The following is a 19,221-nucleotide window of genomic DNA, read 5'->3' as shown; positions in this document are numbered from 1 at the left end:
TGTGTCGCCGCCAGCCTCCCTCTGCAAGGACACCAGAAAGATGAATATCGCGAGCTTTTCGCAATCGAAATACAAGAACGCCGCAAAGCCGGGGGACGATGTGGCGCTTCTCATTCCCGGACGGGTTCTGGCCGTTTTCGACGGCGCGACCGACCCGACCGGAGCAAGTTACGGCGGGCTGAGTTCCGGCCGCATTGCGGCCCTTGCCGCCGCCAATGCCGTGGCTGAGATGAGCCTTGACGGCAGGCTGGAAACGCTCGCTGCGCCCGCGCTTTTTCAGAATATCAGCGATATCCTGAAAAAGGAGGCGCAGCGCATCAATGCCGGCCATCCGCCATCGACCACTCTGGCGATCGTCGCGGATATGGGCGACAGTTTCCGCCTGCTGCTTGCCGGCGATTCCGGCGTCAGGATCAACGGCGCCCGTCTGTTTCAGCACACAAAGCTGATCGATACGGTAAGCACTTCGGCGCGCATATTCGTGTTCAAACAGCTTCTCGCCGCCATCGGCGATGGCGATGCGGCCGAGGCGCGCACGCGCGCGACGATCTTCTCAGGCCTGCGTTCGGCTGTCGCAAACGGTATCATGACGGCGGGGGATGCGGAAAATGTCGTTATTGCCGCGGCCGGGATGAGCGGCCTTGAGAACGACATCGAAACGGTCGAGGAATTCCTGCTGGGTGGAATCCGCGTCCAGCCGCAATTCGCAAACCGGCACGGGCATGTACTGGGTTACGCCTCGGTGAATGGCGGAACCGTCATGCAGGAGGGGACGGTTGACGTCCGCATCGCCAAAGACGGGCTCTCGAGCGTTGAAATATTCTCTGACGGCTATTTGTCCTTGCCGGCGGGGACGGATGTTGCGGCCTGGGAAGCGGAATTCGCGCGTGTCGAGGCCGCGGATTTTCACAAGCTGCGTGAGTATCCATCCGTCAAAGGTTCGACAACGGCGGAGTTCAGCGATGACAGGACCGTCATTTGCCTCAACCTGGTTCAAGGGTAGTCCAGTTTAAGAACCTCATTTGAGCCGGCCGACATCGCATATCGATGTCGGCGTCATTCGCGGTCGGTCAGCTTGAGATGTTTGCTGACGGAGACGGCCATGCCGCGCCGGCTGACGCCAAGCTTCGCGTAGATGTTCTTCAGGTGGAATTTCACGGTCGCTTCCGAAAGGCCGAGATCGCGGGCCATTTCCTTGTTGCTGCGGCCTTCGGAGAGAAGTTTCAAAACGGTGGTTTCCCGCCCGCTCAGCAGTCCGGCGGCATGTGTTGCGCCGTCGTCATTGCCGCCCAGCGGCATCACCATACGTGGCTGGCGGCCAAGGCCGTGTCCGACGATGCGGCTCATGAATTCCACCGCGTTCGGGCTGAATACCTTCAGGCCGAAACGGCGCACGATGGCGCGCAATGTGGTGGCAAGATCGTGCCCTTCATCGGTAAAGAGTTGCGTCGCCTCGTGAGCGCGGGCAAGGGCGATGGCCGATTGCAGATAGGCGAAGGCCTGTTGTTGTCGGCCCGCTTTCCACGATGCCTGTACCGCCATGATTTCGGCTAGCATGCGGTGATAGGCGCGGCCGGACGCCTTGGCGGAAAGGATCAGGGCTTCGAGCCTTAGCAATGCCTGCGGCCCCTGCCCCTGCGCAAGCGCGAACCGGGCGCTGGCGATGTCGAAATCATAGGCCTCGCGCCAGGTCCAGTTGCCGGGACCGCCCGCCTGTTTCAGGGTTTCCACCCGTTCCATCGCCTGCGTTGCCGACTCGATCATGCCGGCCCTGACGAGCAGATCGACACGCATGATCGCAGCCGCGGTCTTCAGGCGGGGCAGGTTGCGCTCCACCGCCACTTCCTCCGCCTTGTCGATTGCGGCAGCGGCGGCGTCGAAGCCGCTGACCTGAAGACGGCTGCGGGCCAGCAGCCAGAACAGGCGCATGAAAAGGTCGACCCAGCTTTCGCCGCGTATCAGCGGCTCTACGCATTCCGTCAGGGTCTGCTCGACATGAAGCACCTCACCCTGTTGATAAAGCACATCGGCTGTTGCGAGGCGGACGATGGCAAGCAGGTTCCTGTCCGTCCAGTGCACCCGTTCCACCAGTTCCTCGGCCTCCCGGCAAAATTGCAGGGCGGCGGAAAATTCACCGGTCAGCGTGCTGACGAGGCCGAGGTGGATGAGCATGAAGACCTGGGCATAGGGCGTTTTTTCCTCGCGGTAATATCCGAGCGCCTTCAGCGCCGCCCGCCGCGCTTCCTCAAGCTCGCCGGTCCGGGTGTAAATGATGCAGAGGTGGTTGAAGAGCCAGGCGAGTTCCCACGTGGCATGCGGCGGCAGGGCGGCGGCGGACCGTTCCAGCCGTTGCGCCTCGGCAGGGCTCATGCGGCGGTCTTCATAAACATCGATCAGGCTGTCGATATGGTCGAGGACGCTACGGTCGACGGCGGCAAGTGCGGCAGCGGACCATTCGCCGTTTTCTTTCAGAATATCGAGCCGTTCGCGCCCGGCCGCCGCATTGCCGCGCTTGGAGAGCACCACGGCATAACAGACCATCAGGCCGGGCGATGCATGCAGGATTTCCGGCGGAAAATTATCGATGAGGTGCTCCAGCACCTGATGCCCGGCCCGCAGGAAAATATCGACGCCACCGGCCTTGCCGATGATTTCTTCCGCCATATGGAAATCGCCGCTCTGGGCGGCGTGGGAAACGGCGCGTTCCAGATGGGCGCGGGTTGCAAACCAGAGGGCGGCCTGGCGATGCAGCGCCTTCTTTTCCGTTTCCGAAACGAAGGCGGTGTCCCGTTCGAGGCAGGTGCGAAGCACGGGGTGCAGGGAGAGCCAGCCATTCGGCCCGTTTTCGATAATGGGATGCATGGCCTCCAGCATGGCCAGATCCTCTTCCGTCAAGCCGGGCAAACCGAGGTCGGATGCGAGATCAAGACGAAATTCCGAGAAAGGCGACAATCGGCGCAGGGTGGACAGAAGCGCCGGAGAAAGCCGGTTGATGACGGTTTCGCGCGTGTAGTCCATCAAATCGGCATGGGTCCCGGCGAGCAACAGGCGCCGCTCTTCTTCCGTCGGGCCTCCGGTCACGATACCGGCGGCGAGTTGCGCCAGCGCGGGCCAGCCGCGGGTGATTTCCATCAGGGGATCGACAAGCGCCGCCATCGCACCGCGGGCCAGAAGCCGCCGCAGGTCGGATCGCTCGAATTCGAGCTCTCGCGCGGTCACCTCCGTCAATACCCCACGTGCCTTCAGCCGGGCAAGCGGCAATTGCGCGGGAGAGCAGGACGAGCAGGCGATACGGAGCGTATCGGGCGCGGAAAGAATGAGCTGCTCCAGAAGCCGGTATCGGCTGCCGGTGTCTATTTCGTCGACATTGTCGATGAAAAGAATGGTCAGACCCTCACGCCGCGCCACCGCTTCCATGGCGTCCGTCATCGCATCCTGCGTGTCCGCCATTGCGGCAAGGCCAAGCGATTGACGCAATTCACCGACGAAACGCTCAGGGGATGCAATGCCGGACGCGTTGAGCCAGGAGCAATGGGAAACCGCCGTATCGCGCATGCCCGGCAAAGTGAGGGTGCCGTCCACCAGACGCTCATAGGCCGCTTTCATCAGGGCGGTCTTGCCGAAACCGGGCGGGGCGCGAAGAACGACGATCTGTCTGGAAAGCCCTGCGGCCAGCTTGGAGAGCAGATAGGGTCTTTCGATGCCTGAAAAAAGCATGCGCGGCGGGCTGAAGCGCAACCCGGCGCCGGTAAAGGTTCTTACGGCATGCAACGGCTTTTCACGCAAGACACGGCTCGGCATCGGTCCTCTTTCGTCACTGAACGACCGGCCCCAGCCGGAATGATGTCCGGAAAGGGCAGGGCATTATCAGCGCCTGATGCCGGGCGTTCGTCAAGAGCCGAGTGGCCGGTAGGCTTGCGGCAGGCCGAAGGCGGCTGGGCCGAAGACCGCAAGCGCTTCCGGCGTGCGCATGATGGGCGGCACACGCACGGCAAGCACGTTCACGCGCTGTCCATAACGCAGCCTCTCGGTGGTGATGGCTTCGGCCGTATCGATGTCGAGCACGGTGATGAGATCGGGGACGATTGCCAGCACGCGTCCGCCTTCCTCCTCGGCGACGAGATTTTCGTTCTGGATGCGGATTTTGACCTTCGGTTTCGAGGTGTCGAAGGGTTCCACGGTGGCAATCCCCACCGACCAGCCGTTTTCCTCCTTGCGGGCGACATCGCAGACCTTGCCGGCGGTGATGATTTCGGCATGGCCGTAATGCGTGCCCGCAAAAAAATCGACAAGCGCCCGGACCGGGTCCAGATGCCCTGCGGCCGCCTCGCGCAGGGTCCGGCCAATGCCGATGGCAAGCGACATGGTGGCGGGCACCGAAACACGTTTAGCCGTTTCGCCATCCATGCCGTAGTTGACGATATAGGCCTGCCCGCCCATGCGGATGGTTACGCCACGGGCCAGCCACTCGGCCTTGGCGGCGTCTTCGGTCTCGATCAGCACGCGGTTGCCGCGTTCGTCGGCCACCGCCACCGGGCTTGCCGGTACGCCGTAGACGTTGAAGGTTTCCATTTCGAGCTGCGGGAAGGCGCGGCCCATGCCGTCCGCATCGATGACGGGCACGCGCTTTTTGGCCGCCAGCACGATCGGTATCATGGAATTGATGCCGCCCGCCTCGAAGGGAATGATGGCGCCGACATCGATGCCGGTGTGGTCCTCATAGGTATCAAGGGCAAGGTCGCCTTCTTCGCCGGAGGGAATCTTTTCGATGAGGATGGTGGGCGCTCCCATCGCGCCGCAGGCGACGACGGCTGCGCCATCGGGCACCGCGTCGAGCGCGATCAGATCGACCGGTCCGTATTTTTCGATGGCGGCCTTGGCCAGAAGCTTGCCGATATAGGGATCGCCGCCGCCGCCGGTGCCGAGAACAGCCGCGCCGACGGCCAGATCGTCTATGTCCTGCTCCGTGATGATTGCCATGTCAGTCGATCTCCTCGATGGAGGTAAAGGGTTCCTTCAGGCCGAAGCAGGCCGGGCCGAACACGTTGAGCGCTTCCGGGGTGCGCATGATCTCGGGCACGGAGACGGCGACCACTGTGACGCGCTGGCCGTAACGCAGGTTTTCGCTGGTGATTGGCTCGGCTGTTTCCGTGTTCATGATCGAGATCAGGTCCGGCACGATGGCTCTTACCCTGCCATCCTGCCTGGCGATCAGGTTCTCGTTCTGGATCTCGATTTCCATCTGCGAGGTGAATGGCGCGATGGCTTCGATGCGGGCGCGGCCAATGGTGAAACCGGCTTTGGTTTCGCGCATCACATCGACGATCTTTCCCTTGAAGATGACGCGGCCGTAACGGTAAAGCGTGGATGGCAGGAAACCGAGAAGCGCCTCGATGGGATTGATGTGGTCCTCCTGCGCCTTGCGCAACACCTTGCCGATGTGGATCGCCAGCGTCAGCGTATTGGGAATTGCCGTGCGCTTCACCTCCGCCCCGCTCATGGCATATTCCGCAATATAGGCGCAGCCGCCCATGCGAATGGCGACAGCGCGGGAGAGCCATTCCATCTGCCTGTTGTCGACGGCTTCGATCAGCGCGCAATCGCCCCATTCGTTGCTGACCGCCATGGGGGAGCCGGATATGCCGTAAACGCCGAATGTCTCCATTTCCAGAAACGGAAAGGCGCGCCCCATGCCGTCGGCATCGACGATGGGCAGACCGAGCCGGGCGCCGACGACCAGCGGAATGGTGGAGTTGATGCCGCCTATCTCGATGGGCATGGTGTAGCCGGCTTTTTTGCCGAGCCTTTTCTCAAGGCGACGGAGCGAGAAGATGGCCTCTTCGCCAGACGGGATTTTCTCCACCAGCACGGTCGGCGCACCCATCATGGCTGTCGGGATGACGAGGCTGTCATCAGGCAACTCGCTGGGGTCGATCAGCTCGACCTCGCAGCCTTCGTCGAGGCATTGCTGTACCATCATGCGGCCGACATAGGGATCGCCGCCGCCGCCGGTTCCGAGAAAAGCCGCGCCGACGGCAAGATCGGCAAGATGTTCGCGTGTGAGTTTCATCGCCATGTCCTCAACCGATCACCAGGTCGCCAACCGCCTTGACGCGGATGCGGGTGGCGCTGCCGGGCAGATAGGCGAGCGGCACTTCCTCGATATCCATGATCTTGACGGAGGCGGCTGCCGCTCCTGCCTTCACCGCGCGTTCCGAAGCCTCGGCCTTTGCGCTTGCCAGAACGGCGTCACGCGAGGTGCCTTCCAGCGAGAAGATGCGGTCCACCTCACCGCCCACCTGTGCGATGGCCGCGCCGATGGCATTGGCGACGGAGGCGTTTTCCGGTCTCAGAACCTTCGATGCCGAAGGCAGGTCGCGCGAGACCAGAATGGAGCCGCCGCCCACCAGAATGACGGGAAGCGGATCGGCGCTGGTTTTCATGCGATCCACGGCCTCATCGACCATGCGATGCATGGTGTCGAGTGCGGTTTCGATGGTTTTTGCGGGAATATGCGCAACGCGGGAGCGGTCGCCAATATCCTCCAGCCCGGCCGCCACCACGATATCCGTGGTTGTCAGCGTATCGCCGCCGAAAACCAGCGCCTTGCTGGTGATCTCGTAACCGACGGAATCGGGGCCGATGCGCTTACCCTCGTCACGCACCAGCGAGCCGCCGCCAAGCCCGATGGCCAGCACGTCCGGCATGCGGAAATTGGTGCGCACACCGCCAATATCGACGGCAACCGCCGATTCTCGCGGAAAACCGTGCACGAGCATGCCGACATCCGATGTCGTGCCGCCAATATCCACCACCATGGCTTCCTTGACACCGGCCAGCATCGCAGCGCCGCGCATGGAATTGGTGGGGCCGGAGGCGAAGGTGAGGACGGGATAACGCTCCACATAGTCGGGAGACATCAATGTTCCGTCGTTCTGGCTGATGAAAAAGGGCGCCCTGATGTCGAGCTCCTTCAGCGCACTGCGGAAGGAGGAGACGACCTTGCGGGAAAGCTCGGCCAGCGAGGCATTCATGATCGAGGCGTTTTCACGCTCAAGGAAACCCACCCTGCCGATTTCGTGGCTGAGCGAGATGGCGATATCCGGAACCGCATCGCGCAGGATTTCGGCGGCGCGAAGCTCCATTTCCGGCGTGACCGGCGAAAAAACCGAGGTGATGGCCGCCGTCTTCAGGCCGCGTTCGCGCACGGTGGCGGCAACCTCCATCAATCCCTTTTCGTCGAGAGGCGCGATGGTGCGTCCGTCGAATTCATGTCCGCCGCGCAGCATGAAGGTGTGGCGGCCAAGCGTGTCGGCAAGGTCCTTCGGCCAGTCGGTCAGCGGCGGCAGGCCCTTGGTGGCAGGCAGGCCGAGGCGGATGGCGGCGACTTCCAGCAGGCGCTTGCGCTCCACCACGGCATTGGTGAAATGGGTCGTGCCGATCATCACCGCCTGAATTTGCGAGACGGATACGCCCGTCATGCCCAGAAGCTTGTTCAGCACCGCCACGATGCCCGAGCCGACATCGGCCGTTGTCGGGCTTTTGCAGGCGCCGATGACCGCTGCCCCATCCATAAGGGCGGCGTCGGTATTCGTGCCACCCACATCAATGCCAATACGCATGTCTTTCTCCTGTCGATTGACAAGGGAAGGGCGCCTGCGCGGCTGCTCACCGCACATTGCATCCTTTCCCGATTTTCTGGTTCCGGTGGCCGGGTCTCAGGCCACCAAGACTTCGGATCGTTCCGGGTCCCATGTCACGCCGATCGCCTGTCCGGGCGACAGCCTGGCGAGATGGGACTGGTTCTGCCGTTCGGCGACGATATCCTGCCCGCCGACCGAAAGATGGTAGCGGACAAGGGCGCCCTGATAGGTTTCAGAGACGACGGTTGCCGGAACGCCGGTGCCGGCCTCGCCGATGATGATGTTTTCCGGCCTGACGACGAGCTTGACGGCTTTGCCATCGGCAAAGTCTTCGGCGGGAACACGTGTCAACGCCACGGTGTCGCCGAAGCTGACCACCAGACTTTCGCCTTGGCGGCCCCTCACTGTGGCGTCGATGACATTCGACTGGCCGATGAAGGTCGTGACGAAAAGCGTCTTCGGCCTCTCGTAGATTTCCTGCGGCGTGCCCACCTGCTCGACCTTGGCTTTCTGCATCACGCCGATGCGGTCGGACATGGTGAGCGCCTCATCCTGATCGTGGGTCACGTAAACGGTGGTGATGCCGAGCTTCTTTTGCAGATCCTTGATCCAGTATTTCATTTCCTCCCGCAGCGATTTGTCGAGCGCCGAAAGCGGTTCGTCGAGAAGCAGGATGCGCGGTTCGGTAACCAGCACGCGGGCAAGGGCCACACGCTGCTGCTCGCCGCCGGAGAGCTGGCGCTGATAACGGTTTTCATATCCCATCAGCCCGACCTGGCGTAACGCGAAGGCGACGGAGCTGTCGATTTCCTCTCTGGATTTCTTTCGCAGCTTCAGGCCGAAGGCGATGTTTTCCGCCACGCTCATATGCGGAAAAATCGCATAATTCTGGAAGACGATGCCGATGTCGCGCTTTTCGGGCGGCAGATGGGTGACATCGTCCGATCCAATCAGAATCTGCCCCGATGATGGGCGGATGAAGCCGGCGATCATGCGCAATGTCGTCGACTTGCCGCAGCCGGAAGGTCCCAGCAGCGAGAAGAATTCGCCCTGCTCTATGTGCAGATCGATGCCCGCGACCGCGACATTGTCGCCATAGGATTTGACGAGGCTTTTTAGTTGAATATCCGACATCGGCTTCCGTTGTCCTTTCCCTCTGGGGCGTGGCCGGCGGGACCGGCCACGACGTTCTGCGGGTGCGAGGGTCAGCCCGCGAAGATTTCGTTCACGGTCTCGACGATATCGTCTTCGTTTTCGAGATAGGCCTTCCAGTCCGGCAGCCAGAAATCCTTGGTGGCGTCGGCGCTGTTGACGATGCCGGCCTTGACGAGATTATCCGGCAGGACGGCGTTGGAAACGGTGGGGCGCAGGTAGAATTCCTTGCCCATATTGGTCATGAAGGACGGCTCCAGCGCACGGTTGAGAAGGGCATAGGCAAGCTTCTTCTGGGTCGGCTCGGAATAGCGGCTGACCGTGTAGGTCTGGGTGAGGATCGGCTGAAGTTCCTTCCAGTACATCACGGCGAAGGGAGCGCCCTTGTCGCGGGCCTGCATCGGTTCGGCATCGCTCTGCACCGCGATGACCACCTCGCCGCGATCCATCAGCGTCTGCATGTTGCCGGTGAAATCCGAAATCTTGGCGGGCATCAATTCCTTCATCGCCTTGTAACCGGCATCGAGATCGTACTGATCCTTGCCGAACAGCGAGCAGGCGACGAGGAAGAAGTCCATCTGCAGCGTGTTGGAGGTGATGTAGGTGCCGCGCTTGCCGGCGAATTCCGGCTTCCACATATCCTTGAAGCTGGTCGGCGGCGGCGTGACGAGGTCGGTGCGGTAGGCATGCACATACTGGTTGAAGGCCCAGGTGACGCCGACGCCGTTCGAGGTGGCGAAGGGCCAGAGATTTTTGCCGTTCGGCAGGTTGGGAAGGATCTCGTCGATCGTGTGGAAGAAATCGCCCGCCGCCGCCGTCTTGAACATTTCCGGCAGGTTCCAGTTGGTGATGTCGAGCGGCGGTTTCTTCGGCCCGTTGGCGACGAATTTGGGAAACCACGGCCAGGTGGAATCATATTCGATCTTGCAGTTGAAATCTTTCGCGAAGTCGGTCAGCAGATATTTGTGCACCAGCTCGCCCCAGGGGCCGCCCCATTCGCCTACCCTCAACACCGCCCCGCCGGCATCGAAGACGGAACCGTCATAGGTCACATCCTGCGAGAAGGCGTGGTTGATGTTGAAGAGCGGCAAGGTTGCCGCTGCAGCACCCATCTTGAGGAGCCTGCGGCGGCCGGGATCGAATGTCATTCCTGTCATGTCCATGTTCCCCTTGTTTTTGAATCTATGGATACGGGTATTTCATTGAATGTCCGGCGGTGCTCTAGCCGCCGAAAACGCGCTTCAGATTGATGAGCCTGGACGTTGCCACCATCGAGACGACGACGAGAAGGATGGCGAATATGCCTGCCGCAGCCGCGGTGGGTTCGAAGGCGTAACGCAGCGCCACATACATCGCCATCGGCAGCGTCTGCAGGTTTGGCGTCGAGAGAAACAGCGTCACCTCGAACTGGCCGAAGGAAATGATGAAGGCGAAGATGGTGCCCGCCGAAATGGCCGGCGAAATGATCTTCAGCGTCACGAGGCGGAAAGCGGTGAAGGGAGACGCTCCAAGCGAGCGCGCCGCCTCTTCCAGGCTGCGGTCGAAGCCGACGAGTGCTGCGGTGACCGTGGCGATGACGAAGGGGCAGGTGACGATGACATGGCCGACGATCAGGCCCGCCATGCTCCGTGCGAGCCCGATGCCGGTGGTGACGTAAAACACATAGAGCGCAAGGCCCAGCACCACCCCCGGCAGGACGATGGGCATCATGAAGAAGGCGCGCAAAGGTGCGACAAGCCGGCTGGAAGAGCGAGTCAGGAAAAGGGCCGCCATGGTGCCGAGCACCGTCGCAATCGCTGTCGAGATGCCGGCGACGAGGAAGGAAACGCCATAGGCCGAGAGAAAGGTCGGTGAGGTCAGGAAGGCATAGACCCAGCGCAGGGAAAAACCCTGCGGCGGAAAGGTCAGGTAATCGCCGGCATTCAGCCCGGACAGGATGACGATGATGACCGGCACCAGCAGGACGGTCAGTGTCAGGACCGACAGAAGCCTGAAAACAAGCGGAATGGATGATTCCTCGCGCATCAGCTGCGCCCTCCCGTGGTGCGCATGGCAGCGCGGTGATAGACGGCGATCGCCATCAGGCTGGTGACGAAGAGGACCACGGCGATTGCCGCGCCGAATTGCCAGCGCCCGGTTTCCGCCACCTGCTGGTAGATGTGGATCGGCATGACCATGACCTTCCAGCCGCCCATCAGCGCCGGCACGACATAGGATGAAATGGCGAGTGCGAAGACCAGCAGCGTGCCTGCCAGAATTCCCGGCATGGAAAGCGGCAGCACGATGGAGAAGAAGGCCTTTGTGCGGGAGGCGCCAAGCGATCTGGCTGCTTCTTCCAGCGCCGGATGGATGGATTTGATGATGCCGATCAGGGAGAGGATCATGAAAGGCAGCGTGATCTGCACCAGCCCGACCACGACGCCGAAAATATTGTACATCAGCGGCAGCGGCTGCGAAACGATGCCCATGCGGATGAGCGCGCCGTTGATGAGACCGTTATCGCCCAGAAGTACCATCAGCCCATAGAGCCGGATGACCATGTCGAGCTGCATGGACGATAATACGAGGATCATCAGCAGGGTGTTACGGCCGGGATTGACCGTTTTGGCGATGACATAGGCAAGCGGATATCCGAGCACCAGGCAGACGAGCGCCACCACGGCGGCAATGCCGACGGAACGCAAGATGGCCTCGTAATAGATGGCGCGGGTGAAGATGCGCACGAAATTGTCGAAGGTGATCGCGCTCGACAATGTGATGACGCCGGCCACCGATTTGTTGAAGGCGAGGGCGAAAAGCGAGGCGGTGGGCACGACGAAAAAGGCGATGAAAAAAATCAGGGCGGGCAGCAGGAGCAGCCAGAAGCCGAAACCGTCATCGAAGCGTTTTCGCGCCGGCGAAACCTGAGCGAGGGGCAGGCCGTCCATCTGCTTGTCCGTTGTCGTCATTGCGGATACCGCCATGTTGCGTGATCTCCCGTCATTCGGCCGCTTGCGGCAACATGGCCCTGTGCAGTGCGTCGTAGCCGATCAGTTCCTTTTCCGGTGGCGCCGGATAGGTCGTCTTGCTCTGGGAAAGGCCGGCGCGAACAAGGCCGGCGGCAACGGAAACGGCTGTCGGGATGGGATCGACGACGGGAACGTCGATGCCCTCGGCAACAGCCCTTCACGCAGGCCGGCGGCGCATCCCATCAGGCCGGTGCAGCCGAAGATCAGGGCTTCCGCGCCGTCCTCCTCGACAGCCTTCCTGCCTTCCTCGACCAGGCGGCGGGCGGTGGCGGCAAGGTCCACCTCGATATCCAGTACGGGAATATCGACACTGCGCACCGAGGCCAGCTTGCTGGAAAGGCCACTAAGGGCGGCGGTGTTTTCAAAAGACGGGATCAGGCGGCGCATGACGGTGATGACGGAGAATTTGTGTCCCAGCATGGAAGCAACATGCATGCCGGTTTGGCATGGCCCGAGAACGACCATGCCGGAAATCTCCCGGGCCGGGCGCAGGCCGGGATCGCCCATGCAGTCGATGATGACGGCATCGACGCCTTCACGTTCGGCGCGGGCTATTTCAAGCAGGGTGCCGGGAACGGACATCGCCGCCTCGAACTCGCTTTCAATCGAGCCCGGCCCGGTGGCTATTTCGGCGTGGGAAAGGCTGATGCCGGGATATTCCAGCGCCTTGAGATCCGCCAGCTTGCGAAAGCCGCGCGTTACGATTGGGGATACGACACGAACATGGACGTCACGCATTCTCGATATCTCCTTCAGCACCGCAACGACTTGCATATGCGGGCAAAACCAGGCCTGAAGTTGCGTATCCGACGCTTGCCGAGCCTCCGGTGACTGCGCCGCTTGTTCCGATGCCTTACGGTGCATCGGCTTGCCGCCGGACGAAAGAGCATAGGCGAATAGGGGCTTCACTCTTTTGGGTGGGTAGTATGGCTGGTTTGAAAGCGCAGTACCTATCCGTTTAGATAGGTACTGCTGCATAAAACAGATGCGCCTCCGATATTTGACTAAACATTGGGCGATCAAAGTCGTAAAATGAGGCGTTTCTGGCGCTTTGCGAACGGTTTAACCGTAAGCGGGCTTTACGGGAGGCGCAGCGCCCGTACCCAGTCGTGACCCGGGTGCAGGCGCTCAAGGCAGTCTCGCAGCCAAAGGCTTTCCGAAAGAGCTAATTTGGGCTGGGCTCTTGCGAAATCGTCCTCGTCCTTGGGGCGCCTGTGCTTTGCCTTGAACAGAAGCGCGGCGGAGGCATTGAGATAAGGGATGCCGTCTGCGGTCAGCGACACCATTTCGATCCGCGGCCGCGTTATTTCCGGATTTCTCTTGTAAACCCAGGTGTCATTCGTCCCCGGCTCGATCATCATATCGGCGCGCCAGCACCCGGCAGGGCGATCGAAGCACCATATTTGAAAAATCTCGGGAGCCGGGTGCTGGTCCGCTGGCAGCGGTTCGATAACGCCATCGTTGACGGTATAGAACTCCATGTCACCCAGTTTCCGGCGAAAGATACCCAGATATTCGCGCAGGACCGTGAATTCGAGATCGTCATGTTCGCGTGTCTTGCTCCCGTGCCACAGATCGAGAGCCCAGCCGCCGACAACGCACCATGGCTGCGATACGCCGTCCAGTCGCTGGGACAGTTCGGCAGGGCTCCAAGGGTTCCACGCATTCTGGTCCGGCACAAGCGGGTGATCACTCATCATATACGGTCGCTTCCATGCAATTTTCGTATTGCCGTTTATTTGCCGATGGCCTCAAGGCCAACGCTTCAGCAGCCCCGCCAGAAGCGTCAGCGCCTCCGTGAGATCGTCGAATGACGGGCCGCCGAGACAGAGTCGGATACCGCTCGCCGGATCGTCGGGATTCACCAGCATGGATTCCGGAGGGGTCAACTTGATACGCATCGCCGCAGCGGCGAATGCGAAACGATTGGCGGCGTCGCGTTCCATCGGCAGCCAGACGTTGTATGCATCGGGATGCGAGCCAAGCTGGTTCGTGCCGAGCAGTGAAACCGCCAGGCTGGAGCGCCGTCGGGCCTCATGGCGTAAATCCCGCTGGATTGACGAGATGATGCCGGAGGTCAGCCAATCTTCAACCACCGCGCAGGAGAGTGCGGATGGGGCCATCGGCATGTCCTGCAGAAGGTCTTCGGCGGTGTCGTGCAGCCCTGCCGGTAATGCAAGCACGCCGATCTGCAGGCCGGGACCAAGGGACTTGGAGAGCCCGTTCACATGAAACGAGATTTCAGGAGCCAATGAGGCGAGCGGCGGCAAGGCCTCGGCCGATGCCGCATAAACGCCGTCCTCGATGATCCATACGCCTGCCCGGCGGCAAATATCCGCAATGATCTGCCGCCGCGCCGCGCCCATGGTGACGGTTGTCGGATTATGCAGCGTCGGTGTCAGATAGACTGCTGTGCCGTCACGCGACGCCGTGCCGGCGATCGCTGCGGCAAGCGCTTCCGGCACCATGCCTTCGGCATCGACTTCAACACCCTGCATCCGGTATCCTTTACGCCGGGCCAGTGCGATCGCGCCGGGATAGGTGATCCGTTCGGTCAGGAGCAGGCCCTTCGGGCCGCAGGCGAGATCGAAGGCCAGGGCCAGCGCCTGGCGGGCGCCGCTCGTCAGCACCAGATGTGACGGATCGACAGTCAGACCCAGCGTTTCTAGCCAGTGGGCCAGAATGCGGCGGTGTTCCAGATGTCCGGCGGGCGGGGCGTAAAGATTGATGTGATCCGCATCGATCCTGCGGGCGATCCCCGTTAGCGTCTTGGCCAGAATGCGGGCGTTGAGCGTGGCCGGCGGCGCATTGGAGGAGAGGTCGAACTGCCGATCCTTATGCGCCTCCTGGAGCGCGACGAATGTTCCCCGCCCCTTGACGCTGCGTGTCAGTCCGCGCCGTTCGAGCACTGAATAGGCTTTTGTCACCGTGCCAAGCCCCACTCCCAGTTTCCATGCAAGATCGCGATGGGCGGGCAGGCGGTCGCCGCCCGTCAGCCGACCCTCGATGATGTCATCGGCAAGAGCAAGCACCAGCCGTTCTGCGGCATTCGCCTCAATATCTGCAAGACGGGGAGTCCAGGGGGATTGCAGGAGCACAGTCTTACCTTCAATAAAAGTGTCACGTTACACTATTTCAATAAACAGCAAGTGTAACATAGGCTATGACGACGCTGATTGAAATCCACACTTTACGGCGAGCAATCGGCCATCGTGCCGGCGCTTGGAGGGTCGAATGTTCAGCCATGTAACCGTCGGAACGCGTGATCTTGAGCGGGCGGAACGCTTCTACGATGCGGTGCTTGTCCCGCTCGGCCTGACGCGGCGGGTTGTTACCCCGGATGGCGGGCCTGCGGCGCTTTGCTGGGTGGCAGCACACTCCCCGTTGCCCCGCTTTTATGTCTATCGTCCTTTCAACGGCGAGCCGGCCACGGTTGGCAACGGCGGCATGGTCGCCTTTCTGGCGCCGTCGAAAGAGGCGGTGGAGATGGCCTATGCCGGCGGCCTTTCGCATGGCGGCACGGATGAAGGAGCTCCGGGGCCACGCCTGCATTACGGAGACGGCTATTTCGGCGCCTATCTGCGTGACCCTGACGGAAACAAGGTCCACATCGTTCATCGCGGAGACCTCCAGCAATAGTGCTGGGAAAGTGTCCTTGCTTCTGGAGAAATCGGAATGATCGCCAGCCAGATCGCCCTCGTCTACGGCACCTATCTCGTCGCCACCGCCAGCCCTGGGCCGAGCAACATGGCGATCATGGGCACGGCGATGCGTGATGGCCGTCTACCCGCCCTCGCTTTGGCGGCCGGTGTCATCACCGGCTCGCTCTTCTGGGCGATCCTTGCGGCGACGGGCATGTCCGCCGTGCTGGCCGCCTATGCCCAGGCGCTTTTCATCATCAAGATATTTGGCGGCGTCTACCTGCTGTATCTGGCCTTTCGAGCGGGCAGATCGGCCCTGAAGCCGGTCTCCGATCTTGTGGGGACGAACACCGGGCGTGCGACGCCGCCCTATCGGGCGCTCTACCGGCAGGGTCTCCTCATGCATATTGGAAATCCGAAGGCGATCATGGCGTGGATAGCGATCATGTCGCTGGGTTTTCGCGAGGACGCGCCGGCGGGCATGTTGCCGGCGATCATTGGCGGCTTCGCCCTTCTCGGTGTCATCGTATTCGGCAGCTATGCGCTTCTCTTTTCCACCGCTTCGATGATTGCGCTTTACACCAGATTGCGGCGCTGGATCGAATCCGTGCTTTCTGCGGTATTTGCCGTTGCGGGGTTGAAATTGCTTCTCTCGCAGAGCTGACAGCCCCGCCATCCGCGTTGCCGATCAATCCCAACTGAAAGAGCCATGTCATGAGTTTTGTTATCCATATGATCGACGTGTTCGGCTCCGGGCCGCTTTCCGGCAATCCGCTGGCGGTCGTCATTGGCGCCGATGCTTTGTCGACGGATGAAATGCAGGGATTGACGCGGTGGTTCAACCTCTCCGAAACCACCTTCCTGCTGCAACCCACCCATCCGCAGGCTGATTACCGGGTCAGGATATTCTCGCTGGACAGGGAGTTGCCCTTTGCCGGGCATCCCACACTCGGCAGCTGCCATGCCTGGCTCTCCGCCAACGGCATGCCGGAAAATCAAACCGCCATTGTTCAGGAATGCGGTGCGGGACTGGTCACGATCCTGCGCTCGCATGGGCGACTTTGTTTTGCCGCGCCGCCGCTTATCCGTTCCGGCGCACCGACGCCGGCGGAACTGGAAGAGGCGCGGCAGCTGTTGAGGATCGAGGCTTGCGATATCATCGATGCCGCCTGGATCGATAATGGTCCCGGCTGGCTGGGAATCAGGTTGGCATCGGCCGAAAAGGTGCTGGGCCTCGACCCGGCCCGCAATTGGCCCGGCCGTATCGATATCGGTGTGGTTGGCCCCCATGCGCAAGGCGGCGAGACCGCCTTTGAGGTTCGCGCCTTTTTCAGCGATCATCTGGGCGTCATCGTCGAAGACCCCGTTACCGGAAGCCTCAACGCCTCGCTGGCGCAATGGCTGTTCGCGACGGGCGTGGTTGGTAAAGAGTATGTCGCGGCGCAGGGAACGCGCCTTGGCCGCCACGGCCGCATCTACCTGACACGCGACGATGCCGGCCAGATATGGGTTGGCGGCGAAACGCGCACGCATGTCGAAGGCCGGTTGCAAGGCCTTTGAAAAGACAGATGAAAACGAGGCGAATTTGATGAGTAGCAGTGTTTACCGCCCCATTTCCGAACGCGTATTGGCGGATGATTGGGGACGGCTGACCAAGTATGAGTATGAACTTCAGCTGAGGGATGGAAGCTGGCAACGGCAGACCCGGGAGGCATATGATCGCGGCAACGGCGCGACATGCCTGTTATATAATCCGGCAAGCGACAATGTCCTGCTGACCCGCCAGTTCCGGTTGCCGGTGCTTTTGAATGGCGGTCTGGAATCGCTGATCGAGACACCAGCGGGGCTGTTGGAAGGCGCTGACCCGGCGACGCGAATGCGTGCGGAACTGATCGAGGAAACCGGTTATGAGGTTTCCGAACTTACGCATCTGTTCGATATCTATATGAGCCCCGGATCGGTCACGGAATATCTCGCCTTTTTCTACGGTGAATATGCCGAGAAACATAAGGTCGGGGCAGGTGGCGGTTCAGCGGACGAGGGCGAAGACATCGACGTGCTGGAAATCGCCTTGCCCGAGGCGATGCGGATGATCGGCCGTGGCGATATTCGCGATGCCAAGACGATCATTCTGATCCAGCATCTCGCCATCCGGCTCTTGCAGGAAAAGATCACGGCACGCTGATCCTCATCCAATGCCTCCGGTCCGGGGCGTCAGCGCCGGATCAACCCGATCATTGTTTTGAAGTTCAAAAATACGAAGGAGTTTCAGCATGGGTATTGCGCCGCTCAGCCCCGTTCACGCATCCACCGCCTCGGCAACGGACACCCTGAAAATGCTGGTACGCTACAAGGCCTGGGCGAACGGGTTGACCTTCAGAAGCGTGATGGAGCTGCCGGAAGGTGAAGCCCTTCGGCAGAGGCCGACGCGGTTCGGAAACATGGTGCACACGCTGAACCATGTTTATGTGGTGGACGATATTTTCAGGCATCATCTACAAGGAAAGAAACACGGTTACACCGCCCGCAACACCGACCATACGCCCGCAATTGGCGAATTGTGGGAAGCCGTTCAGGAAATGGACCGCTGGTATGTCGATATGGTCGACACCTGGGCGGACGTAGATCTCGCGACAGCCGTTCATTTCGAATTTGTCGGAGGAGGCGAAGGCGTCATGACCCGCGAGCAGATCGTGCTACATATCGTCAATCATGGCACCTATCACCGCGGCTTTGTCGGCGACCTGATGTATCAGGTGCCTTATACGCCGCCGTCAAACGATCTTCCCGTCTTTATCAAGGATCATTATCGCGGCGCTTGCTGAGCGTTGGCCGTCGGTGCGATCACCGGGCGAAAAGATTGGCGGCCATATAGTCTACAAATGCTCGGACTTTTGGAGAGAGATATCGATTGGTCGGCCAGAGGACGCGGAAAGTCCCTGTGTCGGCCATATAATCATCCAGCAGCGATACCAGTTTTCCCTGAGCGATTTCGGATGTCACCGCGAATGAGGGCAGGCATGTTATCCCGAACGATCGTTCCGCAAGGTAGATCAGGGGCTCCAGCGTGCTCGCAACGGTGGCGACAGGCAGATCGATCCTGATTTCGCGTCCTTCGCGAACCAGCGGCCACGGCTCAAGCTTTCCGGAATTGGCGAAGCGATGGTGGAGACAGCGGTGCCGGACAAGATCTTCCGGAGCCTCCGGGCGTCCATGCGCCTTGAGGTAGTCAGGCGCCGCCACGACGCTGTGCCTGAAGGTGCCGAGCTTGCGGCTCATCAGCCGTGTGTCCCTGATCTCGCCCGTTCGGATGACGGCGTCGAATCCCTCTTCGATGACATCAACCAGACGATCGGTAAAATCGAGGTCGAGGCTGATTTCTGGATATGCCTCCATAAAGGCGGATATCGTCGGCATCAGAAGCATGCCCGCAAGCGGAAGGCTCACACGAAGTTGCCCGCGCGGAACGGCCTGCGATCTCGACAGTTGCGCCTGCACGGTCTCATATTCGGACTGGATGCGCCGGCATGTATCGAGGAAGAAACTTCCTTCCTCCGTCAGGGCCATGCTGCGCGTCGAGCGATTGAACAGTCTTACGCCCAGTTCCTCCTCCAGACGCGCAATGGCTTTTCCGACGGCTGATCCTGAGATGCCGAGACGATGCCCGGCGGCTACGAAGCTTCCCGCTTCCGCCACCTGAATGAATATGCCGAGTGTTCCGAGCTTGTCCATGACGCCGCAATTAAGGAATTTTTGTCCGGTATGTTAAGAATAGCA

The 19,221-nt window shown here is 61.0% G+C and carries 18 protein-coding genes; 6 read left to right on the top strand and 12 right to left on the bottom strand.

Annotated features, from left to right (window positions below; all coding sequences use genetic code 11):
- Nucleotides 1–40 precede the first annotated feature (40 nt).
- Nucleotides 41–1,003: a hypothetical protein gene (locus L904_RS06015; RefSeq protein WP_031234330.1), complete on the top strand. Its 963-nt coding sequence runs from the start codon at nt 41–43 to the stop codon at nt 1,001–1,003.
- A 53-nt stretch (nt 1,004–1,056) separates the two neighbouring features.
- Here the strand turns inward: L904_RS06015 and L904_RS06010 are convergent, their stop codons facing one another.
- The 11 genes from L904_RS06010 to L904_RS05960 all read right to left on the bottom strand — a co-directional run bounded on the left by L904_RS06010 (nt 1,057) and on the right by L904_RS05960 (nt 14,901).
- Entirely contained in the window at nt 1,057–3,801 is a 2,745-nt protein-coding gene (locus tag L904_RS06010; RefSeq protein ID WP_155246300.1) for a LuxR C-terminal-related transcriptional regulator, read from the bottom strand.
- Between the two features lie 90 nt (nt 3,802–3,891).
- Nucleotides 3,892–4,980, bottom strand: coding sequence for a DUF917 domain-containing protein (locus L904_RS06005; RefSeq protein ID WP_020812363.1), 1,089 nt, complete (start codon nt 4,978–4,980; stop codon nt 3,892–3,894).
- Nucleotide 4,981: 1 nt separating this feature from the next.
- Nucleotides 4,982–6,070, bottom strand: coding sequence for a DUF917 domain-containing protein (locus L904_RS06000; protein WP_080657622.1), 1,089 nt, complete (start codon nt 6,068–6,070; stop codon nt 4,982–4,984).
- A gap of 10 nt (nt 6,071–6,080) precedes the next feature.
- Nucleotides 6,081–7,622 carry a hydantoinase/oxoprolinase family protein gene (locus L904_RS05995; RefSeq protein ID WP_020812361.1) on the bottom strand — a complete coding sequence of 514 codons (1,542 nt, stop codon included), beginning with the start codon at nt 7,620–7,622 and terminating at the stop codon, nt 6,081–6,083.
- Nucleotides 7,623–7,718: 96 nt separating this feature from the next.
- Entirely contained in the window at nt 7,719–8,777 is a 1,059-nt protein-coding gene (locus L904_RS05990; protein ID WP_020812360.1) for an ABC transporter ATP-binding protein, read from the bottom strand.
- Between the two features lie 71 nt (nt 8,778–8,848).
- Nucleotides 8,849–9,952 (bottom strand): ABC transporter substrate-binding protein, encoded by a 1,104-nt coding sequence (locus L904_RS05985; protein WP_031234329.1) that lies wholly within the window; start codon nt 9,950–9,952, stop codon nt 8,849–8,851.
- 64 nt (nt 9,953–10,016) lie between these two features.
- On the bottom strand, nt 10,017–10,820 hold the full coding sequence (locus L904_RS05980; protein ID WP_035261799.1) for an ABC transporter permease: 804 nt from the start codon (nt 10,818–10,820) through the stop codon (nt 10,017–10,019).
- Entirely contained in the window at nt 10,820–11,758 is a 939-nt protein-coding gene (locus tag L904_RS05975) for an ABC transporter permease (RefSeq protein WP_020812359.1), read from the bottom strand. The genes L904_RS05980 and L904_RS05975 overlap by 1 nt, the downstream gene beginning before the upstream one ends.
- Before the next feature lie 66 nt (nt 11,759–11,824).
- Nucleotides 11,825–12,541 carry an aspartate/glutamate racemase family protein gene (locus tag L904_RS05970; protein WP_245303273.1) on the bottom strand — a complete coding sequence of 239 codons (717 nt, stop codon included), beginning with the start codon at nt 12,539–12,541 and terminating at the stop codon, nt 11,825–11,827.
- Between the two features lie 341 nt (nt 12,542–12,882).
- Nucleotides 12,883–13,503, bottom strand: coding sequence for a nucleotidyltransferase domain-containing protein (locus tag L904_RS05965; RefSeq protein WP_020812357.1), 621 nt, complete (start codon nt 13,501–13,503; stop codon nt 12,883–12,885).
- Between the two features lie 51 nt (nt 13,504–13,554).
- Complete coding sequence (locus L904_RS05960) at nt 13,555–14,901, bottom strand: PLP-dependent aminotransferase family protein (protein WP_031234328.1); 1,347 nt, start codon at nt 14,899–14,901, stop codon at nt 13,555–13,557.
- Nucleotides 14,902–15,037: 136 nt separating this feature from the next.
- On the opposite strand from L904_RS05960, the gene L904_RS05955 reads away from it, so the two are divergent.
- The 5 genes from L904_RS05955 to L904_RS05935 all read left to right on the top strand — a co-directional run bounded on the left by L904_RS05955 (nt 15,038) and on the right by L904_RS05935 (nt 18,269).
- Nucleotides 15,038–15,442, top strand: a complete 405-nt coding sequence (locus tag L904_RS05955; protein ID WP_020812355.1) for a VOC family protein — start codon at nt 15,038–15,040, stop codon at nt 15,440–15,442.
- Nucleotides 15,443–15,478: 36 nt separating this feature from the next.
- A complete protein-coding gene (locus tag L904_RS05950) occupies nt 15,479–16,108 on the top strand; it encodes a LysE family translocator (RefSeq protein WP_020812354.1) in 630 nt (209 codons plus the stop codon).
- Nucleotides 16,109–16,158: 50 nt separating this feature from the next.
- Nucleotides 16,159–17,004: a PhzF family phenazine biosynthesis protein gene (locus L904_RS05945; protein ID WP_020812353.1), complete on the top strand. Its 846-nt coding sequence runs from the start codon at nt 16,159–16,161 to the stop codon at nt 17,002–17,004.
- Nucleotides 17,005–17,032: 28 nt separating this feature from the next.
- On the top strand, nt 17,033–17,629 hold the full coding sequence (locus tag L904_RS05940) for an NUDIX domain-containing protein (RefSeq protein ID WP_031234327.1): 597 nt from the start codon (nt 17,033–17,035) through the stop codon (nt 17,627–17,629).
- 88 nt (nt 17,630–17,717) lie between these two features.
- Nucleotides 17,718–18,269, top strand: coding sequence for a DinB family protein (locus L904_RS05935; protein ID WP_020812351.1), 552 nt, complete (start codon nt 17,718–17,720; stop codon nt 18,267–18,269).
- Nucleotides 18,270–18,288: 19 nt separating this feature from the next.
- Here L904_RS05935 and L904_RS05930 read toward each other — a convergent pair whose 3' ends face one another.
- Nucleotides 18,289–19,176: a LysR family transcriptional regulator gene (locus L904_RS05930; RefSeq protein ID WP_031234326.1), complete on the bottom strand. Its 888-nt coding sequence runs from the start codon at nt 19,174–19,176 to the stop codon at nt 18,289–18,291.
- Between the last annotated feature and the right edge of the window lie 45 nt (nt 19,177–19,221).

Origin of the sequence: Agrobacterium sp. LY4 (assembly GCF_001526585.1) — a bacterium.
GTDB lineage: Bacteria > Pseudomonadota > Alphaproteobacteria > Rhizobiales > Rhizobiaceae > Agrobacterium > Agrobacterium leguminum.
This window is presented reverse-complemented; position numbering and strand designations above follow the sequence as displayed.